22 protein-coding genes are annotated in these 22,136 nt (G+C 60.0%); 7 read left to right on the top strand and 15 right to left on the bottom strand.

What is annotated here, in order from left to right; all coding sequences use genetic code 11:
* Window position 1: 1 nt before the first annotated feature.
* The 6 genes from emrA to ACP3TA_RS25130 form a co-directional block, all read right to left on the bottom strand.
* Complete coding sequence (gene emrA / locus ACP3TA_RS25155; RefSeq protein ID WP_016929855.1) at window positions 2-1,174, bottom strand: multidrug efflux MFS transporter periplasmic adaptor subunit EmrA; 1,173 nt, start codon at window positions 1,172-1,174, stop codon at window positions 2-4.
* 23 nt (window positions 1,175-1,197) lie between these two features.
* Entirely contained in the window at window positions 1,198-2,649 is a 1,452-nt protein-coding gene (locus ACP3TA_RS25150; protein WP_033644165.1) for an efflux transporter outer membrane subunit, read from the bottom strand.
* 28 nt (window positions 2,650-2,677) lie between these two features.
* On the bottom strand, window positions 2,678-3,196 hold the full coding sequence (gene mprA, locus ACP3TA_RS25145; protein WP_004928879.1) for a transcriptional repressor MprA: 519 nt from the start codon (window positions 3,194-3,196) through the stop codon (window positions 2,678-2,680).
* Between the two features lie 162 nt (window positions 3,197-3,358).
* Window positions 3,359-3,706: an L-valine transporter subunit YgaH gene (ygaH, locus tag ACP3TA_RS25140; protein ID WP_033644164.1), complete on the bottom strand. Its 348-nt coding sequence runs from the start codon at window positions 3,704-3,706 to the stop codon at window positions 3,359-3,361.
* Window positions 3,696-4,442, bottom strand: a complete 747-nt coding sequence (locus ACP3TA_RS25135) for an AzlC family ABC transporter permease (RefSeq protein ID WP_426784477.1) — start codon at window positions 4,440-4,442, stop codon at window positions 3,696-3,698. The genes ygaH and ACP3TA_RS25135 overlap by 11 nt, the downstream gene beginning before the upstream one ends.
* Window positions 4,443-4,563: 121 nt before the next feature.
* The gene (locus ACP3TA_RS25130) at window positions 4,564-5,763 is read right to left on the bottom strand and encodes an MFS transporter (protein ID WP_033644162.1); all 1,200 of its coding nucleotides are present in this window, start codon (window positions 5,761-5,763) and stop codon (window positions 4,564-4,566) included.
* A 105-nt stretch (window positions 5,764-5,868) separates the two neighbouring features.
* On the opposite strand from ACP3TA_RS25130, the gene ACP3TA_RS25125 reads away from it, so the two are divergent.
* Window positions 5,869-6,747 carry a LysR family transcriptional regulator gene (locus tag ACP3TA_RS25125; RefSeq protein WP_042785250.1) on the top strand — a complete coding sequence of 293 codons (879 nt, stop codon included), beginning with the start codon at window positions 5,869-5,871 and terminating at the stop codon, window positions 6,745-6,747.
* Between the two features lie 30 nt (window positions 6,748-6,777).
* Here ACP3TA_RS25125 and proX read toward each other — a convergent pair whose 3' ends face one another.
* From proX to ACP3TA_RS25100, 5 genes are all read right to left on the bottom strand, one after another.
* Window positions 6,778-7,779, bottom strand: a complete 1,002-nt coding sequence (proX, locus tag ACP3TA_RS25120; protein WP_129993507.1) for a glycine betaine/L-proline ABC transporter substrate-binding protein ProX — start codon at window positions 7,777-7,779, stop codon at window positions 6,778-6,780.
* Between the two features lie 69 nt (window positions 7,780-7,848).
* Window positions 7,849-8,955: a glycine betaine/L-proline ABC transporter permease ProW gene (proW, locus tag ACP3TA_RS25115; RefSeq protein WP_033644159.1), complete on the bottom strand. Its 1,107-nt coding sequence runs from the start codon at window positions 8,953-8,955 to the stop codon at window positions 7,849-7,851.
* A complete protein-coding gene (proV, locus tag ACP3TA_RS25110) occupies window positions 8,948-10,150 on the bottom strand; it encodes a glycine betaine/L-proline ABC transporter ATP-binding protein ProV (protein ID WP_033644158.1) in 1,203 nt (400 codons plus the stop codon). The genes proW and proV overlap by 8 nt, the downstream gene beginning before the upstream one ends.
* 406 nt (window positions 10,151-10,556) lie before the next feature.
* Entirely contained in the window at window positions 10,557-11,243 is a 687-nt protein-coding gene (locus tag ACP3TA_RS25105; RefSeq protein WP_033644157.1) for a response regulator, read from the bottom strand.
* Between the two features lie 33 nt (window positions 11,244-11,276).
* A complete protein-coding gene (locus tag ACP3TA_RS25100; RefSeq protein ID WP_033644156.1) occupies window positions 11,277-12,869 on the bottom strand; it encodes an ATP-binding protein in 1,593 nt (530 codons plus the stop codon).
* A gap of 326 nt (window positions 12,870-13,195) precedes the next feature.
* Between ACP3TA_RS25100 and ACP3TA_RS25095 the strand changes: the two genes are divergently transcribed.
* Window positions 13,196-14,551 (top strand): 2-hydroxycarboxylate transporter family protein, encoded by a 1,356-nt coding sequence (locus tag ACP3TA_RS25095; protein WP_033644155.1) that lies wholly within the window; start codon window positions 13,196-13,198, stop codon window positions 14,549-14,551.
* Between the two features lie 97 nt (window positions 14,552-14,648).
* Here ACP3TA_RS25095 and ACP3TA_RS25090 read toward each other — a convergent pair whose 3' ends face one another.
* Window positions 14,649-15,620, bottom strand: coding sequence for a patatin-like phospholipase family protein (locus ACP3TA_RS25090; RefSeq protein WP_047025553.1), 972 nt, complete (start codon window positions 15,618-15,620; stop codon window positions 14,649-14,651).
* 206 nt (window positions 15,621-15,826) lie between these two features.
* On the opposite strand from ACP3TA_RS25090, the gene ACP3TA_RS25085 reads away from it, so the two are divergent.
* The 5 genes from ACP3TA_RS25085 to ACP3TA_RS25065 all read left to right on the top strand — a co-directional run bounded on the left by ACP3TA_RS25085 (window position 15,827) and on the right by ACP3TA_RS25065 (window position 18,576).
* Entirely contained in the window at window positions 15,827-16,771 is a 945-nt protein-coding gene (locus ACP3TA_RS25085; protein ID WP_033651614.1) for an MBL fold metallo-hydrolase, read from the top strand.
* Window positions 16,772-16,924: 153 nt separating this feature from the next.
* A complete protein-coding gene (locus ACP3TA_RS25080) occupies window positions 16,925-17,665 on the top strand; it encodes an SDR family oxidoreductase (RefSeq protein WP_033644152.1) in 741 nt (246 codons plus the stop codon).
* Window positions 17,666-17,729: 64 nt separating this feature from the next.
* Window positions 17,730-17,924 carry a DUF1289 domain-containing protein gene (locus ACP3TA_RS25075; protein WP_197775931.1) on the top strand — a complete coding sequence of 65 codons (195 nt, stop codon included), beginning with the start codon at window positions 17,730-17,732 and terminating at the stop codon, window positions 17,922-17,924.
* Window positions 17,925-18,001: 77 nt separating this feature from the next.
* A complete protein-coding gene (locus ACP3TA_RS25070; protein ID WP_147881036.1) occupies window positions 18,002-18,289 on the top strand; it encodes a ribbon-helix-helix protein, CopG family in 288 nt (95 codons plus the stop codon).
* Window positions 18,289-18,576, top strand: a complete 288-nt coding sequence (locus ACP3TA_RS25065; RefSeq protein ID WP_033635684.1) for a type II toxin-antitoxin system RelE/ParE family toxin — start codon at window positions 18,289-18,291, stop codon at window positions 18,574-18,576. The genes ACP3TA_RS25070 and ACP3TA_RS25065 overlap by 1 nt, the downstream gene beginning before the upstream one ends.
* A 43-nt stretch (window positions 18,577-18,619) precedes the next feature.
* Here the strand turns inward: ACP3TA_RS25065 and nrdF are convergent, their stop codons facing one another.
* The 3 genes from nrdF to nrdI are packed head-to-tail and all read right to left on the bottom strand — an operon-like array spanning window position 18,620 to window position 22,130.
* Window positions 18,620-19,591 (bottom strand): class 1b ribonucleoside-diphosphate reductase subunit beta, encoded by a 972-nt coding sequence (nrdF, locus tag ACP3TA_RS25060; protein ID WP_033639549.1) that lies wholly within the window; start codon window positions 19,589-19,591, stop codon window positions 18,620-18,622.
* Between the two features lie 8 nt (window positions 19,592-19,599).
* The gene (gene nrdE / locus ACP3TA_RS25055; protein ID WP_072022510.1) at window positions 19,600-21,744 is read right to left on the bottom strand and encodes a class 1b ribonucleoside-diphosphate reductase subunit alpha; all 2,145 of its coding nucleotides are present in this window, start codon (window positions 21,742-21,744) and stop codon (window positions 19,600-19,602) included.
* Window positions 21,726-22,130 carry a class Ib ribonucleoside-diphosphate reductase assembly flavoprotein NrdI gene (nrdI, locus tag ACP3TA_RS25050; RefSeq protein WP_004928930.1) on the bottom strand — a complete coding sequence of 135 codons (405 nt, stop codon included), beginning with the start codon at window positions 22,128-22,130 and terminating at the stop codon, window positions 21,726-21,728. Before nrdI ends, nrdE begins: the two co-directional genes overlap by 19 nt.
* Window positions 22,131-22,136 lie beyond the last annotated feature (6 nt).

The raw sequence follows: 22,136 nt of genomic DNA, 5'->3' as shown, positions 1-22,136 counted from the left end.
CTTAGCCGGCGTTCGCATGGATCACGTCGGCGATCAGCTGGTTAACCGGCGCCAGATTCAACGCCAGCGCGTCGCTCTGATACAGCGGTTTGTCGCGCACCACGTCAGACAGCACGCGGCCGTCCAGGTTGGCGGTGTCGACGGTCACCAGCGTCGAAAGACCGATGCGCAGCGGATGATCGGCCACCTGCTTGGCGTCGAGCTCAATACGCACCGGCAGACGTTGCACCACCTTGATCCAGTTGCCGGTGGCGTTCTGGGCCGGCAGCAGCGAGAAGGCGCTGCCGGTGCCCATGTCGATACCGACCACTTTGCCTTGATACACCACGTCGTCGCCGTAGACGTCGCTGACCACCGTCGCCGGCTGGCCGATGCGCATATTGGCGATTTGCGTTTCCTTGAAGTTGGCGTCAACCCAGATGTGATCGGCCGGCACTACCGCCATCAGCGGCGAACCGGCGGCGATCTGCGCGCCGACCTGCACGCTGCGGCGCGAGACATAGCCGGTAATCGGGCTGATCACTTTGGTACGCTGCAGCGCCAGCCAGGCGTCGCGCATCTGCGCGGCGGCTTGCTGGATCGCCGGCTGCTGTTCCAGCGGGGTGTTCAGCACCATCGCCTGGTTGGCGTTGTATTGCTGCACCGCCACTTCCAGCGCGGCTTTGGCGCTGTCGACCGCATCGCGAGCGTGTTGCAGCTCTTCGCGGCCGATGGCGTCAACGCTGCCCAGCACCACGCGACGTTTCAGATCGTTCTCGGCCTTGCTCAGATCGGTCTTGCGCAAGGCGATGTTGGCCTGATACTGCTTACTGTTGATGATCAGCTGGTGGGTCTGACGCACGCTGTTGGCCAGGCCGGTTTTGGCGCGTTCAAACGCCTGCTCGGCATCGGTCGGATCGAGCGTCAGCAGCACGTCGCCCTGCTTGACGTAGTCGGTGTTGTCGAAGTTGACGCTGTTCACGCTGCCGGACACCTGGGCCATGATCTGCACCTGGTTGCCGGAGACGTAGGCGTCGTCGGTTTCCTGGTGATGACGCAGCACCAGGAACCAATACACTAAATAAGCCACCCCTATAACAATGAAAATAACCGTCAGCAACAGCAGCCAAAATTTGCGCTGCTTCTTTTTGCCGCTCGGCTGCTGCGGGTTTTGGGTTTCCGCGCTTGCGCTCATGGTGTTCTCCAAGCCTTATATTATTATGCTTTCGAATCCGCTGCGGCCGGGGCCTGATAGCCACCGCCCAACGCGCGGATCAGTCCTATCTTCGCCTGCAGTAAATTGCTGCTGGCATTCAACTCCGCCTGTTGCTGCTGCAATAGCTGCGTCTGGCTGGTCAACAGATCGTCGCGCCCGATAATCCCTGCCTGGTAACGGGCGTTGGCGACCTGATACACCTGTTGCATCGACTGGGCCGCGGACGCCGCCTGCAGCTGCTGTTGTGCAGAGCTCTGCTGGATGGTGATGGCGTCGGCGGTTTCCTGTACCGCATTCAGGATGGTTTGGTTGTAGGATTCCACCGCTTCGTCATACAGCGCGGATTCCTCGCCCAGCTTGCTGCGCAGGGCCCCGGCGTGGAAGATCGGCAGCGAGATCGCCGGCATCACGTTCCAGGCCTGGCTGGCCGCTTCAAACAGATTCGGGCTGGTGCCACTGGTATTGGTGGTCATCAGGCCGGCGAAGGCTGAAATGGTCAGGCTGGGGTAAAACTCTTTACGCGCGGCGCTGACGCGCTGGCTGTAAGACTCCACCAGCTGGCGTTGCGCGGCGATGTCCGGGCGTTTGCCCAGCAGATCCGCCGTCAGTTCGCCCTGCGGCGCCATCAGGTTGTCTGCAGGCAGCGGCACCTGACGCAGGTGCTGCATGGCGTTCGGCCCCTGGCCCGCCAGCGCGGCGAGCTGGTGTCTGAGCTGTTCGATTTGCGACTGCAGCTGCAGAATCTGCTGTTTGGCGACGTCGGACTGCGCCTGGGTTTGTTGCGGCACGTCGACGCCGGTTAGGCCGGCCTGATAGCGCTGTTGGCGCAGCGCGGTCAGGCGCTCGTTGTTGTTCACTTCCTGCTGCAGCAGCTTCTCGAGCGCGAGATTGCTCTGCAGCTGATAGTAGGCGGACGCCACCGAGCTGGTCAGCGTCAGCGCCGCCTGTTCCTGCTCGGCGCGCGCTGCGTTCACTTGCGCCTTGGCGGCGTTCACCTGGTTGCGGTATTTGCCCCACCAGTCGAACTCGTACGCCAGGTTCAACCCCAGCGAGTTGGAGCTTGAATAGATCGGCTTATGCGGATACCCCAGCCCCATATTGACGTTCTGCGGCACGCGCTGACGTTGGGTGCTGGCGTTCAGATCCAGGTTCGGCCCGTTGGCGGCGTTGGCTTCGCCTACCACGCTCTGCGCTTCGCGCACGCGGGCGGCGGCCTGACGCAGGGTCGGCGAACTTTGCAGCGTCTGCGTCATCAAGGCGTCCAGCTGCGGATCCTTGAGGGCGCGCCACCACTGCGGGCTGACGGCCAGCGAACTGACTTTCGGCTGAGCCAACTGCAGGCTCTGCGGATCCATCAGCGTGGATTGCGGGGCAATATTATCGGTAGAAGCACACCCGGCCAGCAGCAACACGGCGAACAGCGGGGTGAATCTCCAGTGAAATGGGGATCGCATAAGTAGGTACCTGAACAGAAATTGTGAATTAGGGTAACTGTTCTGTGATTTCCATTTGATCCAGACGTGCCAGCAATTTGCGCGTCAGCTGTTCCAGCTGTTTTTGCTCATCGTCGGTCAGCGTGGACCACAGGAAATGCAGACATTGGTGCTGCGGCGGCAGCAGTTGACTGAGAAATTCTTCCCCCTGCGGCGTCAGATGCAGATGCAGGCAGCGGCGATCGTTGTCGCTTTCCCGGCGCTCGATCCAGCCGCGCTTCTCCAGCTCGTCGGCGATGCGGGTCGCATTGGTGCGCGAGGAGCCCAGGGCAGAGCTTAGCTCAGAAGGTTGGATGCTGTGGCTTTCCTGCGCATCCAGGGTAATCAGCGCCATAAACAGTGTTTCGTTAATCCCCTGCGCTTTCAGCATCTTATTGCGATTTTCCAGCAGCTTGCCTTGCATGTGCATGCACAGACGGGTCAGCAGGATTTCCTGATAAGGGAAATCTTTCTGCCGCGTGGCGCGGAAATTCAGCATTTGTTCTATGGGGGCAAACGAGCTTTCCATAATTTAGGGCCTCATTAATTTCGTTCGAGATAGTAACGACGGTGACAAATAATGTAAATGTTCAGCCGTGCGGATAATTTAGCAATTCGTGTCATTTGTCAGTGTTTGTAAAGATGTGACGCCTGAAAACGCCAGTGTGAAGCCAAACGGTCGGAGGCGGCGTCAGCCAGGGCCGAAAAACATTAACAATTTTAATGTGACGCCAAAGGCCGTCGCGCCGAGCAGCGTCGACAGAATGATGCTTTTACTGCGGTAGAAGCACAGCGCCAGCGCGGCGAACCCCGCTAACGTCGGCAGCAGCTTGTCCGGTTCGCGCATCACCACCGGCGTGCTGGAGACCACCAGCAGGGCGCAGATGGAGGCGATGCCGATGCTGTCGAGCAGCAGGGCGGCTTTGCCGCGTTTGATGCCGGGCTGAGCGCGCGCCGGCGCCAGCCGCAGCGGCAGATAACGGAACAGGTAGTTGGCGCAGCCCACCACCAGGCCGATCACCAGCACATCAGTGTTCATGGCTGGCCTCCGCGTGCGGGGGTTGGAACAGGGCGGCGGCGCAGCCGGCGCCGATGCCGGCCAAAATGGCGACCGGAATGGAGAACAGCACCACGCCGAGCAGCGCGCCGGCCAGCGCGGCGGCGATGGTCAGGCTCTGCGGGCGCCGGAAGGCGGCCAGCAGGAAACTGAGAAACAGCGCCGGCAGCATGAAGGCGAGCGAGGCCTCGATCACCGGGAACTGCTCCAGCGGGCCGTTGCCGAACAGCGCGCCGAGCGCGGTGCCGGCCATCCAGGAGAGCCAGGAACAGAGCGCGATGCCCAGCATCCAGTTTTCGCTCCAGCTGCGGTTATTGCGCATCAGCCTGGCGGTGGCGGCGGCGAAGACCTCATCGGTCAGGCCAAAGGCCCACAGCGCCGTTTTGCCGGGCGACAGGCGCGAGACGATGCGGTGACGCAGCGCCGGGCCATACAACAGGTGGCGCACGTCCATCGCCATTACCGTCAGCGCGGAGACCCACAGCGACATGCCGGCGCTCAGCAGGGCGGTGATCACGAACTGGCTGGCGCCGGCGTAGATGATGCAGGAGAAGAAAATGCTTTCCAGCGGGGAAAAGCCCAGTTTGACGGCGCTGAGGCCGAAAGCGAACGCCACCGGCACGTACCCGATGACGATCGGCAAACTGTCGACGACGCCGTTGGCGAAGGTGGCGCTGACGGCGGGCGGAGTAAGGCTGTCTGCAGCTTGGCTTTGCATGGTTGTGGGTCGCAGGGTAGATAGGTCGTCAATAGTTTATGCCCAGAACATTACCAGAGAGTAAGTAATGTTTATACCCTGCACCGCTAATAAATTTCTTTAGTGACTATTTGCACGATAATCAGATTGCCGCCGGCCCCTGCGGATCGTGATGCTTGCCGAGCCACCAGGTCAGCAGGTTGAGCAGGCATAACACCCCTCCGACGGCGGCCACGCCGTACCAGCCGGCATGCTGATAGGCGGACGCGGAGAGCAGCGAACCGAGGGCGCCGCCGATAAAGTAGCTGGTCATGTAGCCGGCGGTCAGGCGGTTGCGTGCCTCCGGCATGATGCGATACATCACGCTCTGGTTGGTGACGTGTACCGCCTGCACCGCCAGATCGAGGATCAGGATGCCGGCGATCAGCGCCCACAGCGATTGTTTAGCCAGCGCGATAGGTATCCAGGACAGCAGCAGCAATACCAGGCCGACGGTGGTGGTCAACCCGGCCTTGCCTTTGTCCGCCAGATGCCCGGCGCGCGAAGCGGCCAGCGCTCCGGCGGCGCCCACCAGACCGAACAGTCCGATCACCCCTTCGGAATAGTTGAACGGCGGCGCGGCGAGCAGAAAGGCCATTGAGGTCCAGAGTACGCTGAAGTTGGCGAACGACAGCGCGCCGAGAATGGCGCGGGTGCGCAGCAGCGGCGTGCGGCAGAAGAGGCTGAAGATCGAGGCCAGCAGCTGCGGGTAGTTCAGCCCGGAGTGTTGCTTATAGCGCGGCAGCGCGCGCCACAGGATCAGCGCCATCAGGATCATCAGCACGCTGGCGACCCAGTAGATGGTGCGCCAGCCGCCGAACGACGCCAAGGCGCCCGCGACGGTGCGTGCAAGCAGGATGCCGAGCAGCAGGCCGCTCATGATGATGCCGACGGTCTTGCCGCGCTTTTCCGGGTGGGCCAGCGTGGCGGCCAGCGGCACCAGGATCTGCGCCACCACCGAGAACAGCCCGGTGAGCGCGGTGCCGAGGATCATCATCGGCAGCGTGGCGGAAGTGGCGGTGATCAGCATGCCCCCGGCGGCCAGCAGCGTCATGAACACGATCAGGCCGCGGCGTTCGAACATATCGCCGAGCGGCACCAGCAGCAGCAGGCCGGTGGCGTAACCGAGCTGCGCGGCGGTGACGATAAAGCCGGCCTGGTTGACCGACAGGTTGAAACCGGTGGCGATGGTTTCCAGCAGCGGTTGCGCGTAATAGTTGCTGGCGACCGCCAGACCGGTTGCGATGGCAATCAGCACGGTCAGCGCCGGACTGAGGCCCGGATGGGCGTTTTGTTGGTTCATGTTTTTTTCATCACGGGAAGAAGATAGCGCGCAGTATCCGGCAACGCGTCTGCGGAAACCAATGTATAATTTTCATTTGATTTATCTCATTTCAAGATAGATGCCATGAACCTGAAACAGATCCGCTATGCGCTGGCGGTGGCGGAAGAACAGAGTTTCACCCGGGCGGCGCAGCGCTGCCATACGGTGCAGTCCGCGCTCAGCCACCAGATCGCCAAACTGGAAGAAGAGCTGGGCTGTACGCTGTTTGAACGGACTTCGCGCCGGGTGCGCTTGACCCCCGCCGGCCAGGCTTTCATACCCTCGGCGCAGCGACTGTTGGCGGCGCAGCAGGCGCTGGTGGAGGAGGTGACCGCCGCCGGCGATGCGGTGTCCGGCACCCTGACCATCGGCACGATTTCAACCATAAACGCGATTGATCTGACCGAAAAACTCGACAAGTTTCATCGCCACTATCCGGCGGTGAACATCCGCCTGTACGTTGGCATGAGCGAAGCCCTGCTGGAGGATGTGCGTCAGCAGAAGTGCGATATGGCGTTCGTCGGCATCTGGCCCGGCGATGTCGATCTGCTGCCGATGTCACACCGGCAGTTGACCGATGAGCCACTGGTGGCGCTGGTGGCGCCGCAGCATCCGCTGGCCAACCGCGAGCGGGTGAACCTGCAGGCGCTGGCGGAAGTGCCGCTGGTGGATTTCTACAGCGGCACCGGCGCGCGGCGCCAAACCGATCGCGCCTTTCAGGCGGCGGGCATCCGCCGGCACGTCAGTTTTGAGATCGATCATATCGAATGGCTGGAGAATCTGGTGCGGCGCGGGTTGGCGGCGGGCATCGTACCGATCTCGACCGCGCAACGCTTAAGCGCGCTGGTGTCGATTCCGATTGAAGACGGGCCGCGGCGCCAGGTGTATTGCATCTGGCCGCAGCCCTTGTCGAACGCCGCCGCCCGTTTTTTACAGTTCAGCGGCATCGATCTGGCGGGGTAGGGGCGCGGCAGAGGCGGCGCCCCCGATCGGTTACGGCTTCGCCGCTTCGGCGGCGGTTTTCACCCAGCCGTCGAAGGTCGCCTGGTGCGCCTTGATCCAGCCGTTAACGTGGTTCTGGATATCGGCTTCCGAAGCCTGGCCTTCATGCATGCGCAGGTTTTGCGCGTTGATGTCAGCGATCGGCAGCTTCATGATGGCGAACAGCTTGGCGGCCGCCGGGTTGGCTTCGGCCCACTGCTTGTTGGCGGCGATGCGCATGGTGTTGACCGGGAAGCCGTAGTTGGCGCCGTTAGGCAGCTTGGTATCGACGTTCTTCTGCTCGCCCGGCAAGGAAGAGAATGGTACCTGCAGCCAGACCACGTCGCGGCCCGGCACCATCACATCGCTGACCCAGTACGGCGTCCAGGTGTAATACAGTACCGGTTTGCCCTCTTTGTAGCGGGTGATGGTGTCGGCGATCATCGCCGCGTAGTTGCCCTGGTTGTGTTCGACGGTATTGCTCAGGCCATAGGCCTTGATGTGGTGGTTGATCACCGCCTCGCAGCCCCAGCCCGGGGTGCAGCCGGTCAGATCGGCCTTGCCGTCGCCGTTGGTGTCGAACAGCTTGGCGATCTTGGGATCCTTGAGCTGTTCGACGTTGGTGATGTGGTACTGCTCGGCGGTTTTCTTGTCGATCAGGTAGCCCTGCGCGGCGCCGTTGACGTAGACGCCTTCGCGGTAGAACTTGGCGTCGCCGCCGGCGGCCTTGTACTGATCGGCGTGCAGCGGATCCCAATTGACCGCGATAAAGGTGGCGTCGCCGGAGGCGATGGAGGTGTAGGCGACGTTGTAATCCACTTCGCGCGGTTCCTTCACGTCGTAACCCAGTTTTTCCAGCGCCTTGCTGACCAGCAGCGTCTGGAACGTCTCTTCGGAAATGGTGCTTTGCACCGGCTGTACCGCGATCCCCTTGCCGGGTAAATCCGCCGCGATGGCGCTCTGTGAGCCAATCAGTGTCGTCAGGGCGAGAGCCCAGATGCCCGTGTTGCGCATAGTGTTTCCCCTCTTTTGATGTGGTGGTGCCCTGGCCCGCCGGGGCCGCAGCCGCCGGCGGGAAAAGCGTCAGGCTTGTTTGATAAATGGACGGGTAAACAGCCCGATGGGGCCGCGACGGTACCAGCGGCCGATGCCCTTGCTGCGGCGATCGCGCCCCAGCGATTGGGTGAGGCGATCGAGAATGATCGCCAGGATCACGATGCCGACTCCGCCGATGGCGGCCAGGCCCATATCCAGCCGGCCGATGCCGCGCAGCACCATCTGGCCCAGACCGCCGACGGCGATCATCGAGGCGATGACGACCATCGACAGCGCCAACATCAGCGTCTGGTTCACGCCGGCCATGATGGTCGGCATCGCCAGCGGCAGCTGCACCTTGAACAGCAGCTGGCGCGGGCTGGCACCGAAGGATTCGGCGGCCTCGATCAGATCCTCCGGCACCTGCTTGATGCCAAGAATGGTCAGACGCACGATCGGCGGCAGCGCGAAGATAATGGTCACCACCACGCCCGGCACGTTGCCGATGCCGAACAGCATGACGATCGGCACCAGATAGACGAAGGCCGGGGTGGTTTGCATGGCGTCGAGCAGCGGCCTAATCACTTTGGCGGCATGCTTGCTGCGCGCCAGCCAGATGCCGAGCGGCAGGCCGATAAGGATGCAGAAGAACAGCGCGGTCAGCACCAGCGCCAGCGTAACCATCGCCTGCGACCAGGCGCCGATGGCGCCGATGGCGACCAGAGAGAGCAGCGTCGCGGCGCCCATGCCGAGGCCCGCGATCTGCCAGGCGACCAGCGAGAACACCAGAATGGCGATCGGCGCCGGCATGCCCAACAGCAATTGCTGGAAGCCGCTCAGGATCACGTCTACCGGCACGCGGATGCCCTGGAACAGCGGGCGGAAGTGCAGCACCAGCCAGTCGATACCTTGCGTGACCCAGGAATCAAACGGCACCCAGGCTTTGTGGAACGGATCAAGCAGGCTGAAGTGCTCAGGCTGCGCCGGGGCGCTGCTGAGCCAATCGGCGCCTTGCCCGGCGGCGTCATGAGCGGCCGGTGGCGGCGCGCTGGACCAGGCGTCGCCGGCGTTGGCGGCGGCATCGTGAGCGGGGGCCGCGCCGGCATCGGCCGGTGCGGTAGCCCAGGGATCTTGGGTTTGCGTGGTATCACTCATTGGCTGAGCCCTCCTTGTCCAACGCCTGCAGCAGCATGGCCTTGGAGATGATGCCGAGATAGTTATGTTCTTCGCCCACCACCGGCACCGCGCACGGCGCCTGGGCGACCAGGGAGATCAGATCGCTGAGCGGCGTGTCGGCCGGCACGGCGGCGGGGGCCTCAAGCAGGGCATCGTCCAGCGTTTGATTGGCGGACAGCGCCTTTTTCAGCGACTCTATCGACACCACGCCGATAAATTTCTTCCCGCGTTCAACAACATAACCATAATCACGGTCCTCATCGCGCAGCAGCTGCAGCGCCGAACGGGGGCCAAAACCGGGGGTTTTGCGGATCAGCGTCACCGGACGCCGCTGGGCGATATCCTTGGCGCTGAACACATGACTGATGTCCACGCCGCGGAAGAAGGTGCGCACGTAGTCGTTGGCCGGATTATTGAGGATCTCGTCCGGCGTGCCGACCTGGATCACCTCGCCGCCCTGCATGATGGCGATGCGATCGCCAATGCGCATCGCTTCGTCCAAATCGTGGGAAATAAACACGATGGTGCGCTGATGCTGAGCCTGTAATTTCACCAGCTCATCCTGCATTTCGGTGCGAATTAACGGATCGAGCGCCGAGAAGGCTTCGTCCATCAATAATATATCCGGGTTATTGGCCATCGCGCGGGCTAATCCCACGCGCTGACGCATGCCGCCGGATAATTCATCCGGATAAGACAGCGAATAATTTTCCAGCCCGACCTGACGCAGGGCGTCCAGCGCTTTTTCCTGGCGTTCCTGCAGCGGCATTCCGGCTAATTCCATGCCAAAGGCGGTATTATTCAGAACATTCATGTGCGGCATTAGCGCGAATGACTGAAATACCATGCTGATCTTATTTCGCCGCACGGTGCGCAGCGCGGTGTCGGATATTTTGGCGATGTCCTCACCGTCGATCAGCACCTGACCGCGGGTGGGTTCTATCAGACGATTGAGAAGGCGTACCAGGGTGGACTTGCCGGAACCGGAGAGCCCCATGATGACAAATATCTCGCCTTCTTCAATGGCCAGAGTGGCGTCTTTTACGCCGAGCGATAAGCCGGTTTTTTCAAACAGCTGATCTTTTGTCAGACCTTTATCCAGCAGTTTGAATGCGCGTTCCGGGTGCTCGCCAAATATCTTATACAGGTTCTTTACTTCGAGTTTAATTGCCATGCAATTTGCTGTTTCCTCTGGTTTAATTAAAGCGTTATGGGCTGTCCTTAGCAAAATAAAAGAGCTTTTTACCCTAACACAGTGAATATCTGAAACAACCCTCAATGTCATTTAAATGGGATATTAGTGGTTTACATCAAGGTTTTAATTAGTTATGGTAATTTGGCCCGTGACTCAAAATTGACGGCCATTATTCGCCATAATGGTTTGGTTTTTGGGGAAATAATACGGTGTGGCGCAGAGAGATATTTGGGCGCCGCGCCTGCCGTTCGGATAATAAAAAACCCGACCAGAGGCCGGGCAAAAGTCATCAGTATTTCATCAGTTTTAACGACAGGTGCCGATATCGAGGGGGATATCGTCGGGCGTCATGTTATCGCCTTAGTATGACAGCCAGATGGCAGCCTCAGGCCTTGCGATACAGCCTGCGCGGATGGCCGATATTGCCGTACAGCATCTCCACCCGCACGAACTGGGTGGCGACGCAATATTCCAGATAACGGCGAGCGGTGGTTTTGCTGATGCCGACCTGTTCGACCACGTCTTCCACCGCATGCGCCACCGCCGGCTGGGCGATAAACAGCGCCTGCACCAGCTCCAGCGTGTTGGTTTCTATGCCTTTGGCGCTCGGTTCGCTGGAGAACTGCTTCGACTGCAGGTTGTACAGCGCATCGACATTGTCCTGATCGATGATTTTGAAGGTGCGCTGGGTCTGCACGAACTGCATGAAGCGCTCGAGCGAATTGCGCAGCCGCTTGTAGGACACCGGCTTGATGATGTAGTCGAAGGCGCCGTTGCGGATCGCCTGGCTGCAGGTATGCATGTCGCTGGCGGCGGTGATGAAGATCACCGAACAGGCGGGGTTCTTCACCGCCGGTTCTTCCATCAGCTCGATGCCCTGGCCGTCCGGCAGAAAGTTGTCCAGCAGGATCAGCCGCGGCTGATGCTCGTTGGCTTTGGCCCGCGCTTCGGCCAGCGTGGCGGCGTAGGCCACCACCCGCAGGTTGAAATTTTTCTCGATGAACTCTGCGTGCAGCGTCGCCAGTTGCGGCTCATCTTCCACGATCAGAACGTCCAGTGTTTGGTGTGACATAATCGGGTGCTCAAAAAAATCGGGTTATGGGTTTTATTTAGGGATAAATATAGAGAATATCGCGCCGTGCGGCTCGTTGTCCGACACTTCTATGCTGCCGTGCGCCTGCGCCACGTGGCTGGCGACCAGATGCAGGCCGATGCCGTGGTCGCTTTTATCCGCTTTGGTGGTCACGCCCTGTTCAAACAGCGTATCACGAATCTCCTCGGCGATGCCGGTGCCGCGATCCGCCACCTCGATCACCAGCTCGTCGCTGCCGTCGCTGATATAGAGTTCGATCGCGTCGTGCGGAGCCGGGCAGTGCAGCGTCGCCTCCACCGCATTATCCAGCAGGTTGCCGACGATCGACATCAGTTCGGTCTCATTCAGCGCCGCCGGGATCTGCCGCAGCTGGCAGGCCGGATCGAAACGCAGTTCGATGCCTTTCTCTCTGGCGCTGGAGTATTTGCCCAGCAACAGCCCGCACAGCGCCGCCGAACTGAAGCGCTGCGAGATGAAATCGAGGATCTCCTGCGCCCCCTCCGACTGGGCTTCCACATAGCGGATGGCCTCGTCGTAGCGCTGCATATGCAGCAGCCCGGCCAGCGTGGCGGTCCAGTTCAGCTGCTCGTGGCGCATGATGCGCAGGTTGTCGGCATAGCGTTTCACCTGGCTGAGCTGGCTGCTCAGGGTATTGATATCGTTCTTGTCGCGGAAGCTGATCACCCAGCCTTGCAGCTCCTGCTCCTGCATGATGCGCACCCGGCTGGCGATCACCCGCACGTGGTTGAAGCGGCACACCTCGTCATGGGTGTCGTGCTCCAAGTGCGCGACGGCGAAAAAGTCCGGCTGGGCCTGGATCACGTCGCCGATCGGCCGGCCCAGCAGGCCGGTGGCGGGCTGATGCAGATCCAACAGCTCACGCGCCGCATGGTTGATGGTGATGATCCGCAGCTGCGGATCGATGGCGATCACGCCCTCGTAGATGGCTTCCAGCAGCGCTTTTTGCTGGCGCACCAGCAGCGCGATCTCTTTCGGCTCCAGCCAGAACATTTGGCGTTTGAGATTTTTCGACAGCAGCCAGGAAAAAACGAACAGGGCGATCAGCAGCAGCACGATGGAACCGATAATTTGCGTTAATGTCCTGGCATTTAAATTATCGATATGCGATTTCAAATAGCCGACGGAAACGATGCCGATGACGTGATTATTTTCATCCAGAATCGGCGCCTTGCTGCGTAATGAAACGCCGATGCCGCCCTTGCGAATGGAAATAATGCTTTTTCCTTCCAATACTTCTTTATTATCGCCGCCGATCATCGGCGTGCCCAGGCGGCCCTCATATTCTGAATGATAGAGATGACGGGCATGATTATCACCGATGACGATATAGCTGGCGTCGCTGCTGGCGCGGATTTTTTTCATCAACGCAGCGATCCTGGCGGCGTCGTTTTTTTCTACGGCATCCACCAACGAAGGGATAAGGGCGATTTCACGCGCCTGCACCTGGGCGCGGGCGCCGAGATCGCGGTGCAGCTGCGCATCCAGCTGGTAATAGGTGTAGGCGCCGATGCAGCTCAGCAGCAGGCAGGAGAAGGCCACCAGGCACAGAAACAGCTTGATTTGAAATGAGAGTTTAAGGCGCATGGCGGAGCTTCACCGTAAAGAGATCCTGAAGCCTTACCCTATCACGAGATACGGGGTGTGTAATATTGCGCCCGATCAACTTGTGATCCCTCACACGGGATTAGCGTGAACCGGACGAGAATTGTTCGTCTGCGATAAAGTTGATAAGCTTTAAAATAAAAACGGCATTAACACCATTAAAACCACGCTGATTTTTACATAATCTTAATTAACCCCATAGAAACCATAACCACCATTAAAAACCCTTTTTAATTTTGAACATAATCACAGCAGATAATCCGTGCGCTTCTCTATGATGGCTGAACAAACTAATAAGAGGCCAGATTATGAGCACAACAGATGATTCTTACCTCGTAGCCAAAGACAAGGCCGCTGATATTCCTCTGCGTGAGAAATGGTGGCGGATACTGGATAATTATAAAGTAGGGATTATTCCGTTACCGTTCTTTATTCTGGCCGGCGTGTTGATTCTGCTCGACTGCCTGGAAGGCAAATTGCCGAGCGATATCGTGGTGATGGTCGCCACCCTGGCGTTCTTCGGTTTCGCCTGCGGCGAATTCGGCAAGCGCCTGCCGCTGATCGGCAAAATGGGCGCGGCGGCGATCTGCGCCACCTTCATTCCTTCCGCGCTGGTGCACTATGGCCTGCTGCCGGACGTGGTGGTGGAGTCGACCACCAAGTTCTACAAATCGACCAACATTCTTTACCTCTACATCTGCTGCATCATCGTCGGCAGCATCATGAGCATGAACCGCCAGGTGCTGATCCAGGGCTTCCTGCGCATCTTCATCCCCATGCTGTGCGGCGAGATCGTCGGCATGCTGGTGGGGATGGGCGTCGGCATGGCGCTGGGCCTGGAACCGTTCCAGATCTTCTTCTTCCTGATCCTGCCGATCATGGCCGGCGGCGTAGGTGAAGGGGCGATCCCGCTGTCGATGGGCTATGCCGCGATCCTGCACATGGAGCAGGGCGTGGCGCTGGGGCGCATTCTGCCGATCGTGATGCTCGGCAGCCTGACCGCTATCGTCATCGCCGGCCTGCTCAACCAGCTGGGCAAGCGTTATCCGCACCTGACCGGCGAAGGCAGCCTGATGCCGAGCAAGCAGGGTGAAAGCGACATGAGCGCGGTGGAAAAAATCAGCGGCAAGGTGGACGTTAGCACCATCGCCTGCGGCGCGCTGTTGGCCATTCTGCTGTATATGGTGGGCATGCTGCTGCACCGTCTGATCGGCCTGCCGGCGCCGGTGGGCATGCTGTTCGCCGCCGTGGCGGTGAAGTTGGCGCACGGGGTGTCGCCGCGCATTCAGGAAGGCTCGCAGGTGGTGTACAAATTCTTCCGCACCGCCGTGACCTATCCCATCCTGTTCGCCGTCGGGGTAGCCATCACGCCGTGGCAGGAACTGGTGGACGCGTTCACCGTACAGAATCTGATCGTGATCGTCACCACCGTCAGCGCGCTGGTAGCGACCGGTTTCTTCGTCGGCAAGAAAATCGGCATGCATCCTATCGACGTGGCGATCGTCTCCTGCTGCCAGAGCGGGCAGGGCGGGACCGGCGACGTCGCGATCCTCACCGCCGGCAACCGCATGTCGTTGATGCCATTCGCCCAGATCGCAACCCGTATCGGCGGCGCTATCAACGTTTCGCTGTCGCTGCTGGTGTTGGCCAAGTTCTTCGTATAACTCCTATAAATCCTTAGCGTTACTTTGCCTTTCCCCGCCCCCGCGGGGATTTTTTTTGCCCGCGCGCCGGCCCGACGCGCGGGCGGGGAACTGCCGGTTACGCCGCTTGCTTCATGGCGGCGTCGTACCACGCGAAGTAGCGCTCTACGCCGCGACGGCCGGATTCGATCAGCGCGCGTTTCTTCTCCTCGCTGATGCCGAACTCCAGCGTGCCGACGTCGAGCGTGTCGACATACACGGTGCGCTTCCAGTCATCGCTGTCCAGATGCACCTTGGTTTGGATGTCCAGCATCACGTTGGCCACCGCCAGGGTGAAATCAAACAGGTTGTTGACCGGCGTGCGCGGGCCGGCCTGACCGGCGGCCTGAGCGATTTCACTGGCGGAGTCCAGGCGAATGCCCAGCGTACGGGTGTTGATGCGCTGGCTGGTGCTGTCGATGTAAGGCGGCGTGGCGGAGAAGTCATAGTCGAACAGCCGCACCGGGTAGTTGTCGATCATGCCGCCGTCGATGCACAGGTCGCCCAGGGCATTTTTCTTCGCCACGAAGGCGAACGGGAACGACATCGAAATGCGCAGGCCATCCGCCACTTTCATGCGCGGCGTGGTGCGATGCGAATAGACTTCGCGCTGGCCGCTGTTGAGGTTGGCGCCGATAAAGTAAATCGACTTGAACCCTTTCGCCGTTTTCATCGCTTCGAACTGTTCGAAGGTAATATCCGGGTTGCCGGTATATTGTTTGATAATATCGCGTGACCATTGATAGAAATAATCGCCGGGCGCGATGCCGTATTGATTGAACAGGCGATAGGCGTCCTGGAGCGTGCCGAAAAAACCGCCGTTATAATCGAGGAATTTTTTAAAATCCATCGCCGACAGAATCTTGGTCACGTCGGCCGAGCTGCAGCCCAGCCCGACCAGCAGCGCGGCGATGGCGCCCGCTGAGGCGCCGGAAGTTTGCTTGATCTGCGGCATGATGCCTTTGGCCTCCAGCAATTCCAGTGCGCCGCCATAGGCGATGCCTTTTACGCCGCCGCCTTCAAAGACCAGGTTTTCGAATTGATAGCTCATCATATTTCCTTACTCGTGGTTTAGGGAGTAAGAAAAATAACGAAGCGGCGCACGAGAAAATATGGATTGGGGTTGTGTGGCTCGGCAAACAAAATTATTCATAATGAATATATTATTTATATATTTATCAAAGGCATTTATTAAACAGGCGCATCGGGCTTTTTGCGTCAATACTTAGCGCTGTTCAATTCTCACAAGGAGTCATCATGTTCTGGAAACGTTGTCTGTTGGGCGCGGCGCTGGCCGTTATGTCGTTACAGGCCGGCGCCGCCGCGCCGCAGGCCAAAACCCCGACGCCGGGATTTTACCGCATCATGCTGGGCAGCTTTGAAGTGACCGCGTTGTCCGACGGCATTATTCGCCTGCCGGCGGATAAGCTGTTACTGGGCCGTACGCCGCAGCAGATCGCCGCCGGGGTAGCCGAGCAGCATCAAAGCCTGCCGGTGGTCACGTCGGTCAATGCTTATCTGATCAATACCGGCGACAAGCTGGTGATGATCGACAGCGGCGCCGGCCAACTGCTGGGCGACGGCCTGGGCAAGCTGGTGGATAACCTGCGTGCGGCGGGCTACCAGCCGGAGCAGGTGGATGAGATCTACCTGACCCACATGCACCCGGACCACCTCGGCGGGCTGACGCACGACGGCAAGGCGGTATTCCCCAATGCGGTGGTGCGCGCCGCCAGCCAGGACGCGGACTTCTGGCTAAGCGCGGACAAACTGAAACAGGCTAGCGCGGGCAGTAAAAGCAACTTCGAAAGGGCTCAGGCAGTGATCAAGCCGTATCAGGCGGCCGGCCACTTTAAGCCGTTCAGCGGCGACGGTGAGCTTTCCCCGGGCATTGCCGCCTTTGCCGCCCACGGCCATACGCCGGGGCATAGCGTGTATCAGGTGACCAGCCAGGGCCAGAAGCTGTTGCTGCTGGGGGATCTGATCCACGTGGCGGCGGTGCAGATGCCGCATCCGAAGGTGGCTATCAGCTTTGATAATGACGCCAAGGCGGCGGTCGCTCAGCGGCTGCGGATATTTGGTGACAGCGCGCGGCAGAGCGAGCTGGTGGGGGGCGCACACCTGTCGTTCCCGGGGTTGGGGTATTTGAACCGCCAGGGCGACGGTTACGCCTGGGTGCCATTGAACTACGGCGCGCTGTAATGGAGATGGCCGCCCAACGGGCGGCCATCGTAAGCGCCTTGGGGACATTGTTCGATAATTTGGGATGATGATGCCAGAGAATCGGGGCTTATTCGCCGTGATAAAGAGTGCATGATTAACGTTACCCTCGTCGTTTTCTTTAAGGATCTCCCGATGAATCAGAAAACTCCCTCCGTCGCCATCGTCACCGGCGCATCGCGCGGTATCGGCGCGGCCATCGCCGAGCGTCTGGCCGCCGATGGCTTCACCGTCATCATCAACTATTCGGGCAACCCGGCGCCGGCCGATGAGCTGGTGCGCAAGATTGAACAGGGCGGCGGCCGCGCCTTGAGCGTCAAAGCCGACGTCAGCGATGCATCTGCGGTCGCCCGCCTGTTCGACAGCGCCGAACAGGCGTTTGGCGGCGTCGACGTGCTGGTCAATAACGCCGGGGTGATCGCGCTGGCGCCGGTGGCGGACATGCGTGACGAAGACGTGGATCGCCTGCTCGACATCAATCTGAAAGGCAGCTTCAATGCGATGCGCGAGGCGGCGAAGCGCCTGCGCGACAATGGCCGCATCATCAACTTCTCCTCCAGCGTGGTGGGGTTGCTGCAGCCGGGGTACGGCATGTATGCCGCCAGTAAGGCGGCGATCGAAGCGCTGACCAGCGTGCTGGCGAAAGAGCTGCGCGGCCGCAATATCACGGTGAACGCCGTCGCGCCGGGACCGACCGCCACCGGTTTGTTCCTCGACGGCAAAACCCCGGAGCTTATCGAGCGGCTGGCGAAGATGGCGCCGCTGGAGCGCCTGGGCACGCCGGACGATATCGCTGCGGCGGTGGCCTTCCTCGCGGGGGCCGACGGCGGTTGGGTCAACGGCCAAACCCTGCGCGCCAACGGCGGCATCATCTGATTGACGACGCGCCGCCGCAGGATCGGGTATCCTGTGGCGGAACTCATCACATCAAGGGCAGCGTATGGCGGGCGACAATCAGCAGTTTCATCCCGGCGTCAGGTCGCCCTGCGTCAGCCTGTGTCGGATCGACGACGAAACCCAGCAGTGCCGCGGATGCCGGCGCACGCGGGCGGAGATCGCCGCCTGGCCGACCGCCAGCGATGTGGAGAAACGCGCTATCTGGCGGCGGCTAGAGCTGCGTCAGTGGGTGAAATAATCCCCAGCATTATTGCGCTGCCAGACTTCATGTAGCACAATTGAGCTACATGTGATTGACCAACGTTGGGAGCGATTATGTCGACGACGACCATCCGTATTCCAGATGAGCTTAAAGCCCGAGTCACCGCCGTCGCCGAGCAGGCTGGCGTGACGTCTCACAGCTTTATTTTGCAGGCAATCGCGGAGAAAACGCAGCAAGAAGAGTTGCGCCGCAACTTTGAGAATGAAGCGGAAAAACGCTATGCCAAGATAATTGCGACGGGAGAGACGGTCTCTTGGAAAGAGATGCGCGGTTATTTGGAAAATTACGCAGCGGGTAACACTGACGCTGTTAAACCCCCGGTTAAAAAATTGGGGCGCTGATGGCAAACGTCGAGTTGGCGCCAGAGGTCAGGGATGATATCGAACGCATTCTCGCTCATTTGGCTCAGTATGGTGCCGCAGATTCAGGGCGGCGCATTCAGGAAATCATCCAGGCGATTGCGGTATTGGAACATAATCCATTGATCGGACGAGCCCTTGGCGCAGGACTGCGTGAATTGATTATTGGGCAGCAAGCTCGCGGTTATTTGGCGCTCTACAAATATATCCCTGATATCGATACGGCATTTGTTCTGGCGATCCGCAGTCAGAAAGAACAAGGGTATTGAATGCACGATACCGGCCTGAAAGACCGGTATCGTTGTCATGTCCTCAGAAATCCCAGTCCTCATCCTCGGTGTTGACCGCCTTGCCGATAACGTAAGACGACCCTGAACCGGAGAAGAAGTCGTGGTTTTCATCGGCGTTCGGCGACAGCGCCGACAGGATCGCCGGGTTGACCTCCGCCATCGCCGGTGGGAACAGCGCTTCATACCCCAGATTCATCAGCGCTTTGTTGGCGTTGTAGTGCAGGAAGGTCTTCACGTCTTCCGTCCAGCCGACGCCGTCGTACAGCTCCTCGGTGTAACGCACCTCGTTGTCGTACAGATCCTGCATCAGGTCGAAGGCAAAGTTTTTCACCTGCTGGCGCCGTGCGGCGTCCACTTTCTCCAGCCCTTTCTGGAACTTATAGCCGATATAGTAGCCGTGCACCGCCTCGTCGCGAATGATCAGGCGGATCAGATCGGCGGTGTTGGTCAGTTTGGCGCGGCTGGACCAGTACATCGGCAGATAAAAGCCCGAATAGAACAGGAACGACTCGAGGAACACGCTCGCGACCTTTTTCAGCAGCGGATCGTCGCTGCGGTAGTGCGCCAGAATGATGCCGGCTTTCTTCTGCAGCGCGCGGTTTTCCTCGCTCCAACGGTAGGCGTCATCCACGTCCGGCGTTTGGCACAAGGTGGAGAAGATTGAGCTGTAAGAGCGGGCGTGCACCGCCTCCATAAAGCTGATGTTGGAGTACACCGCCTCTTCGTGCGGCGTCAGCGCATCGGCGATCAGGGCCGGCGCGCCGACGGTGTTTTGGATGGTGTCCAGCAGCGTCAGCCCGGTAAACACCCGAATGGTCAACTGCTGCTCCTTCGGCGTCAGCGTGGCCCAGGAGGGGATATCGTTGGACAGCGGCACCTTCTCCGGCAGCCAGAAGTTGGAGGTCAGGCGGTTCCACACCTCCAGATCCTTGTCGTCTTCGATGATGTTCCAGTTGATGGCGCGCACCAGCGGCGCCGATGTTACGGTCGTCATAAGTTGCCTCACAGCGCGCAGGACACGCAGCCCTGCACCTCGGTGCCTTCCAGCGCCATCTGGCGCAGGCGGATGTAGTAAATGGTTTTGATGCCTTTGCGCCAGGCGTAGATCTGCGCGCGGTTGATGTCGCGGGTGGTGGCGGTATCGCGGAAGAACAACGTCAGCGACAGCCCCTGATCGACGTGTTGCGTCGCGGCGGCATAGGTATCGATGATTTTTTCCGGGCCAATCTCGTAGGCATCCTGGTAATACGCCAGGTTGTCGTTGGTCATGTACGGTGCCGGGTAGTAAACGCGGCCGATCTTGCCTTCCTTGCGGATCTCGATGCGCGAGACGATCGGATGGATGCTGGAGGTGGCGTTGTTGATGTACGAGATGGAGCCGGTCGGCGGCACCGCCTGCAGATTCTGATTGTACAGCCCGTGCATCATCACCGACTGGCGCAGCGCGCGCCACTCGTCGCGGCCCGGAATAGCGATGCCGGCGGCGGCGAACAGCTCGCGCACCCGCTCGGTTTGCGGCAGCCAGTCGCGTTCGGTGTACTTGTCGAAGTACTCGCCGCTGGCATAGCGCGAGTGCTCAAAGCCGTCGAACGTGCCGCCGCGTTCGATCGCCAGCCGGTTCGAGGCACGGATGGCGTGATAGGCCACGGTATAGAAATAGAGATTGGTGAAGTCGATGCCTTCTTCCGAGCCGTAGAAGATGCGCTCGCGCGCCAGGTAACCGTGCAGGTTCATCTGGCCCAGACCGATGGCGCGGGCGCTGCGGTTGCCTTCGGCGATCGACGGCACCGAGCGGATATCGCTCATGTCGGCCACCGCGGTCAGCGCGCGGATCGCGGTCTCGATCGCCTTGCCGAAGTCCGGCGCGTCCATGGTTTTGGCGATGTTCAGCGAGCCGAGGTTGCAGGAGATATCCTTGCCGATGCGATCGTAGCTCAGATCTTCGTGATACGTACTGGCGCGGTTGACCTGCAGGATCTCCGAACACAGGTTGCTCATATTGATGCGCCCGGCGATCGGGTTCTCCCGGTTGACCGTATCTTCGAACATGACGTAGGGGTAACCGGATTCGAACTGGATCTCTGCCAGCACCTGGAAGAACTCACGCGCGTTGATGCGCGACTTGCGGATGCGCTTGTCATCCACCATCTCGCGGTACTTCTCGCTGACGGCAATCTCCGAAAACGGCACGCCATACACCCGTTCGACATCGTAGGGCGAGAACAGGTACATCTCTTCGTTGTTCTTCGCCAGCTCGAAGGTGATGTCCGGGATCACTACCCCCAGCGACAGCGTCTTGATGCGGATCTTCTCGTCGGCGTTTTCCCGCTTGGTGTCGAGAAAACGCAGGATGTCCGGGTGGTGGGCGTTGAGATACACCGCGCCGGCCCCCTGACGCGCGCCGAGCTGGTTGGCGTAGGAGAAGGCGTCTTCGAGCATTTTCATGATCGGAATGACGCCGGAGGACTGGTTCTCGATGCGCTTGATCGGCGCGCCCACCTCACGAATATTGCTCAGCATGAAGGCCACGCCGCCGCCGCGTTTCGACAGCTGCAGCGCGGAGTTCACCGCCCGGCCGATCGATTCCATATTGTCTTCGATGCGCAGCAGGAAGCAGGAGACCAGCTCACCGCGCTGGCGTTTGCCGCAGTTGAGGAAGGTCGGCGTGGCCGGCTGGAAGCGGCCCGAAATCATCTCTTCCACCAGATCCTGCGCCAGTGCGGTGTCGCCCGCCGCCAGCGTCAGCGCCACCATGCACACCCGGTCTTCGTAGCGTTCCAGATAGCGCTTGCCGTCGAAGGTTTTGAGTGTATAGCTGGTGTAGTACTTGAAGGCTCCGAGGAAAGTCTCGAAGCGGAATTTTTTGGCGTAGGCCTGCTGGAACAGCTGCTTGATAAACGGGAATTCGTACTGCGCCAGCACCTGCGGCTCGTAGTAGCCTTCTTCCACCAGATAGCGCAGCTTTTCCTCCAGGTTATGGAAGAACACGGTGTTTTGGTTGACGTGCTGCAGGAAGTAGTGCCGCGCCGCCAGCCGATCTTTATCGAACTGGATCCGGCCTTCCGCATCGTAAAGATTGAGCATCGCGTTGAGCGAATGGTAATCCAGCGCGCCCGTCTCGGGCCTGGTCAGTTCTGTCGTTGCCAAAATGCGGTTACTCCCTGTCTAACGTTTTCAACGTCTTGCGTAGTGCCGAGCAGCTCGAAGCGGTACAAGAAAGGCACCTGGCATTTTTTGGCGATGATGTCGCCGGCGATGCCGTATGCTGCGCCGAAGTTGGTGTTCCCGGCGGCGATGACGCCGCGCAGGTATGAACGGTTTTGCGGAACGTTGAGAAAGCGGATCACCTGGATCGGCACCGCGCCGACGGCGCTGCCGCCGCCATAGCTGGGCACGATCAAGATATAGGGCTGTTCCATCAGCAATTTGCTGCGGGCGCCGGCGATCGGAATGCGGATCGCCGGCAGGCCCAGTTTCTCAACGAATCGGTGGGTGTTCTCCGAGCTGCTGGAGAAATAGACCAGCGGATTCATCGTCGG

It is taken from the genome of Serratia sp. 2C06 (assembly GCF_050037615.1).
Classification (GTDB): Bacteria; Pseudomonadota; Gammaproteobacteria; order Enterobacterales; family Enterobacteriaceae; genus Serratia; species Serratia ureilytica.
This window is presented reverse-complemented; position numbering and strand designations above follow the sequence as displayed.

Bases quoted from the DNA above. Each gene is read 5' to 3' on its own strand.
- ACP3TA_RS25075 (WP_197775931.1), top strand. From the start codon at position 17,730: ATGGCGGGCGACAATCAGCAGTTTCATCCCGGCGTCAGGTCGCCCTGC.
- nrdI (WP_004928930.1), bottom strand. From the start codon at position 22,130: ATGAATCCGCTGGTCTATTTCTCCAGCAGCTCGGAGAACACCCACCGA.
- ACP3TA_RS25125 (WP_042785250.1), top strand. From the start codon at position 5,869: ATGAACCTGAAACAGATCCGCTATGCGCTGGCGGTGGCGGAAGAACAG.
- ACP3TA_RS25065 (WP_033635684.1), top strand. From the start codon at position 18,289: ATGGCAAACGTCGAGTTGGCGCCAGAGGTCAGGGATGATATCGAACGC.
- ACP3TA_RS25085 (WP_033651614.1), top strand. From the start codon at position 15,827: ATGTTCTGGAAACGTTGTCTGTTGGGCGCGGCGCTGGCCGTTATGTCG.
- proW (WP_033644159.1), bottom strand. From the start codon at position 8,955: ATGAGTGATACCACGCAAACCCAAGATCCCTGGGCTACCGCACCGGCC.
- ACP3TA_RS25090 (WP_047025553.1), bottom strand. From the start codon at position 15,620: ATGAGCTATCAATTCGAAAACCTGGTCTTTGAAGGCGGCGGCGTAAAA.
- ACP3TA_RS25095 (WP_033644155.1), top strand. From the start codon at position 13,196: ATGAGCACAACAGATGATTCTTACCTCGTAGCCAAAGACAAGGCCGCT.
- ACP3TA_RS25070 (WP_147881036.1), top strand. From the start codon at position 18,002: ATGTCGACGACGACCATCCGTATTCCAGATGAGCTTAAAGCCCGAGTC.
- ACP3TA_RS25105 (WP_033644157.1), bottom strand. From the start codon at position 11,243: ATGTCACACCAAACACTGGACGTTCTGATCGTGGAAGATGAGCCGCAA.
- mprA (WP_004928879.1), bottom strand. From the start codon at position 3,196: ATGGAAAGCTCGTTTGCCCCCATAGAACAAATGCTGAATTTCCGCGCC.
- ACP3TA_RS25135 (WP_426784477.1), bottom strand. From the start codon at position 4,442: ATGCAAAGCCAAGCTGCAGACAGCCTTACTCCGCCCGCCGTCAGCGCC.
- proX (WP_129993507.1), bottom strand. From the start codon at position 7,779: ATGCGCAACACGGGCATCTGGGCTCTCGCCCTGACGACACTGATTGGC.
- ACP3TA_RS25080 (WP_033644152.1), top strand. From the start codon at position 16,925: ATGAATCAGAAAACTCCCTCCGTCGCCATCGTCACCGGCGCATCGCGC.
- ACP3TA_RS25100 (WP_033644156.1), bottom strand. From the start codon at position 12,869: ATGCGCCTTAAACTCTCATTTCAAATCAAGCTGTTTCTGTGCCTGGTG.
- nrdF (WP_033639549.1), bottom strand. From the start codon at position 19,591: ATGACGACCGTAACATCGGCGCCGCTGGTGCGCGCCATCAACTGGAAC.
- ygaH (WP_033644164.1), bottom strand. From the start codon at position 3,706: ATGAACACTGATGTGCTGGTGATCGGCCTGGTGGTGGGCTGCGCCAAC.
- proV (WP_033644158.1), bottom strand. From the start codon at position 10,150: ATGGCAATTAAACTCGAAGTAAAGAACCTGTATAAGATATTTGGCGAG.
- ACP3TA_RS25150 (WP_033644165.1), bottom strand. From the start codon at position 2,649: ATGCGATCCCCATTTCACTGGAGATTCACCCCGCTGTTCGCCGTGTTG.
- ACP3TA_RS25130 (WP_033644162.1), bottom strand. From the start codon at position 5,763: ATGAACCAACAAAACGCCCATCCGGGCCTCAGTCCGGCGCTGACCGTG.
- emrA (WP_016929855.1), bottom strand. From the start codon at position 1,174: ATGAGCGCAAGCGCGGAAACCCAAAACCCGCAGCAGCCGAGCGGCAAA.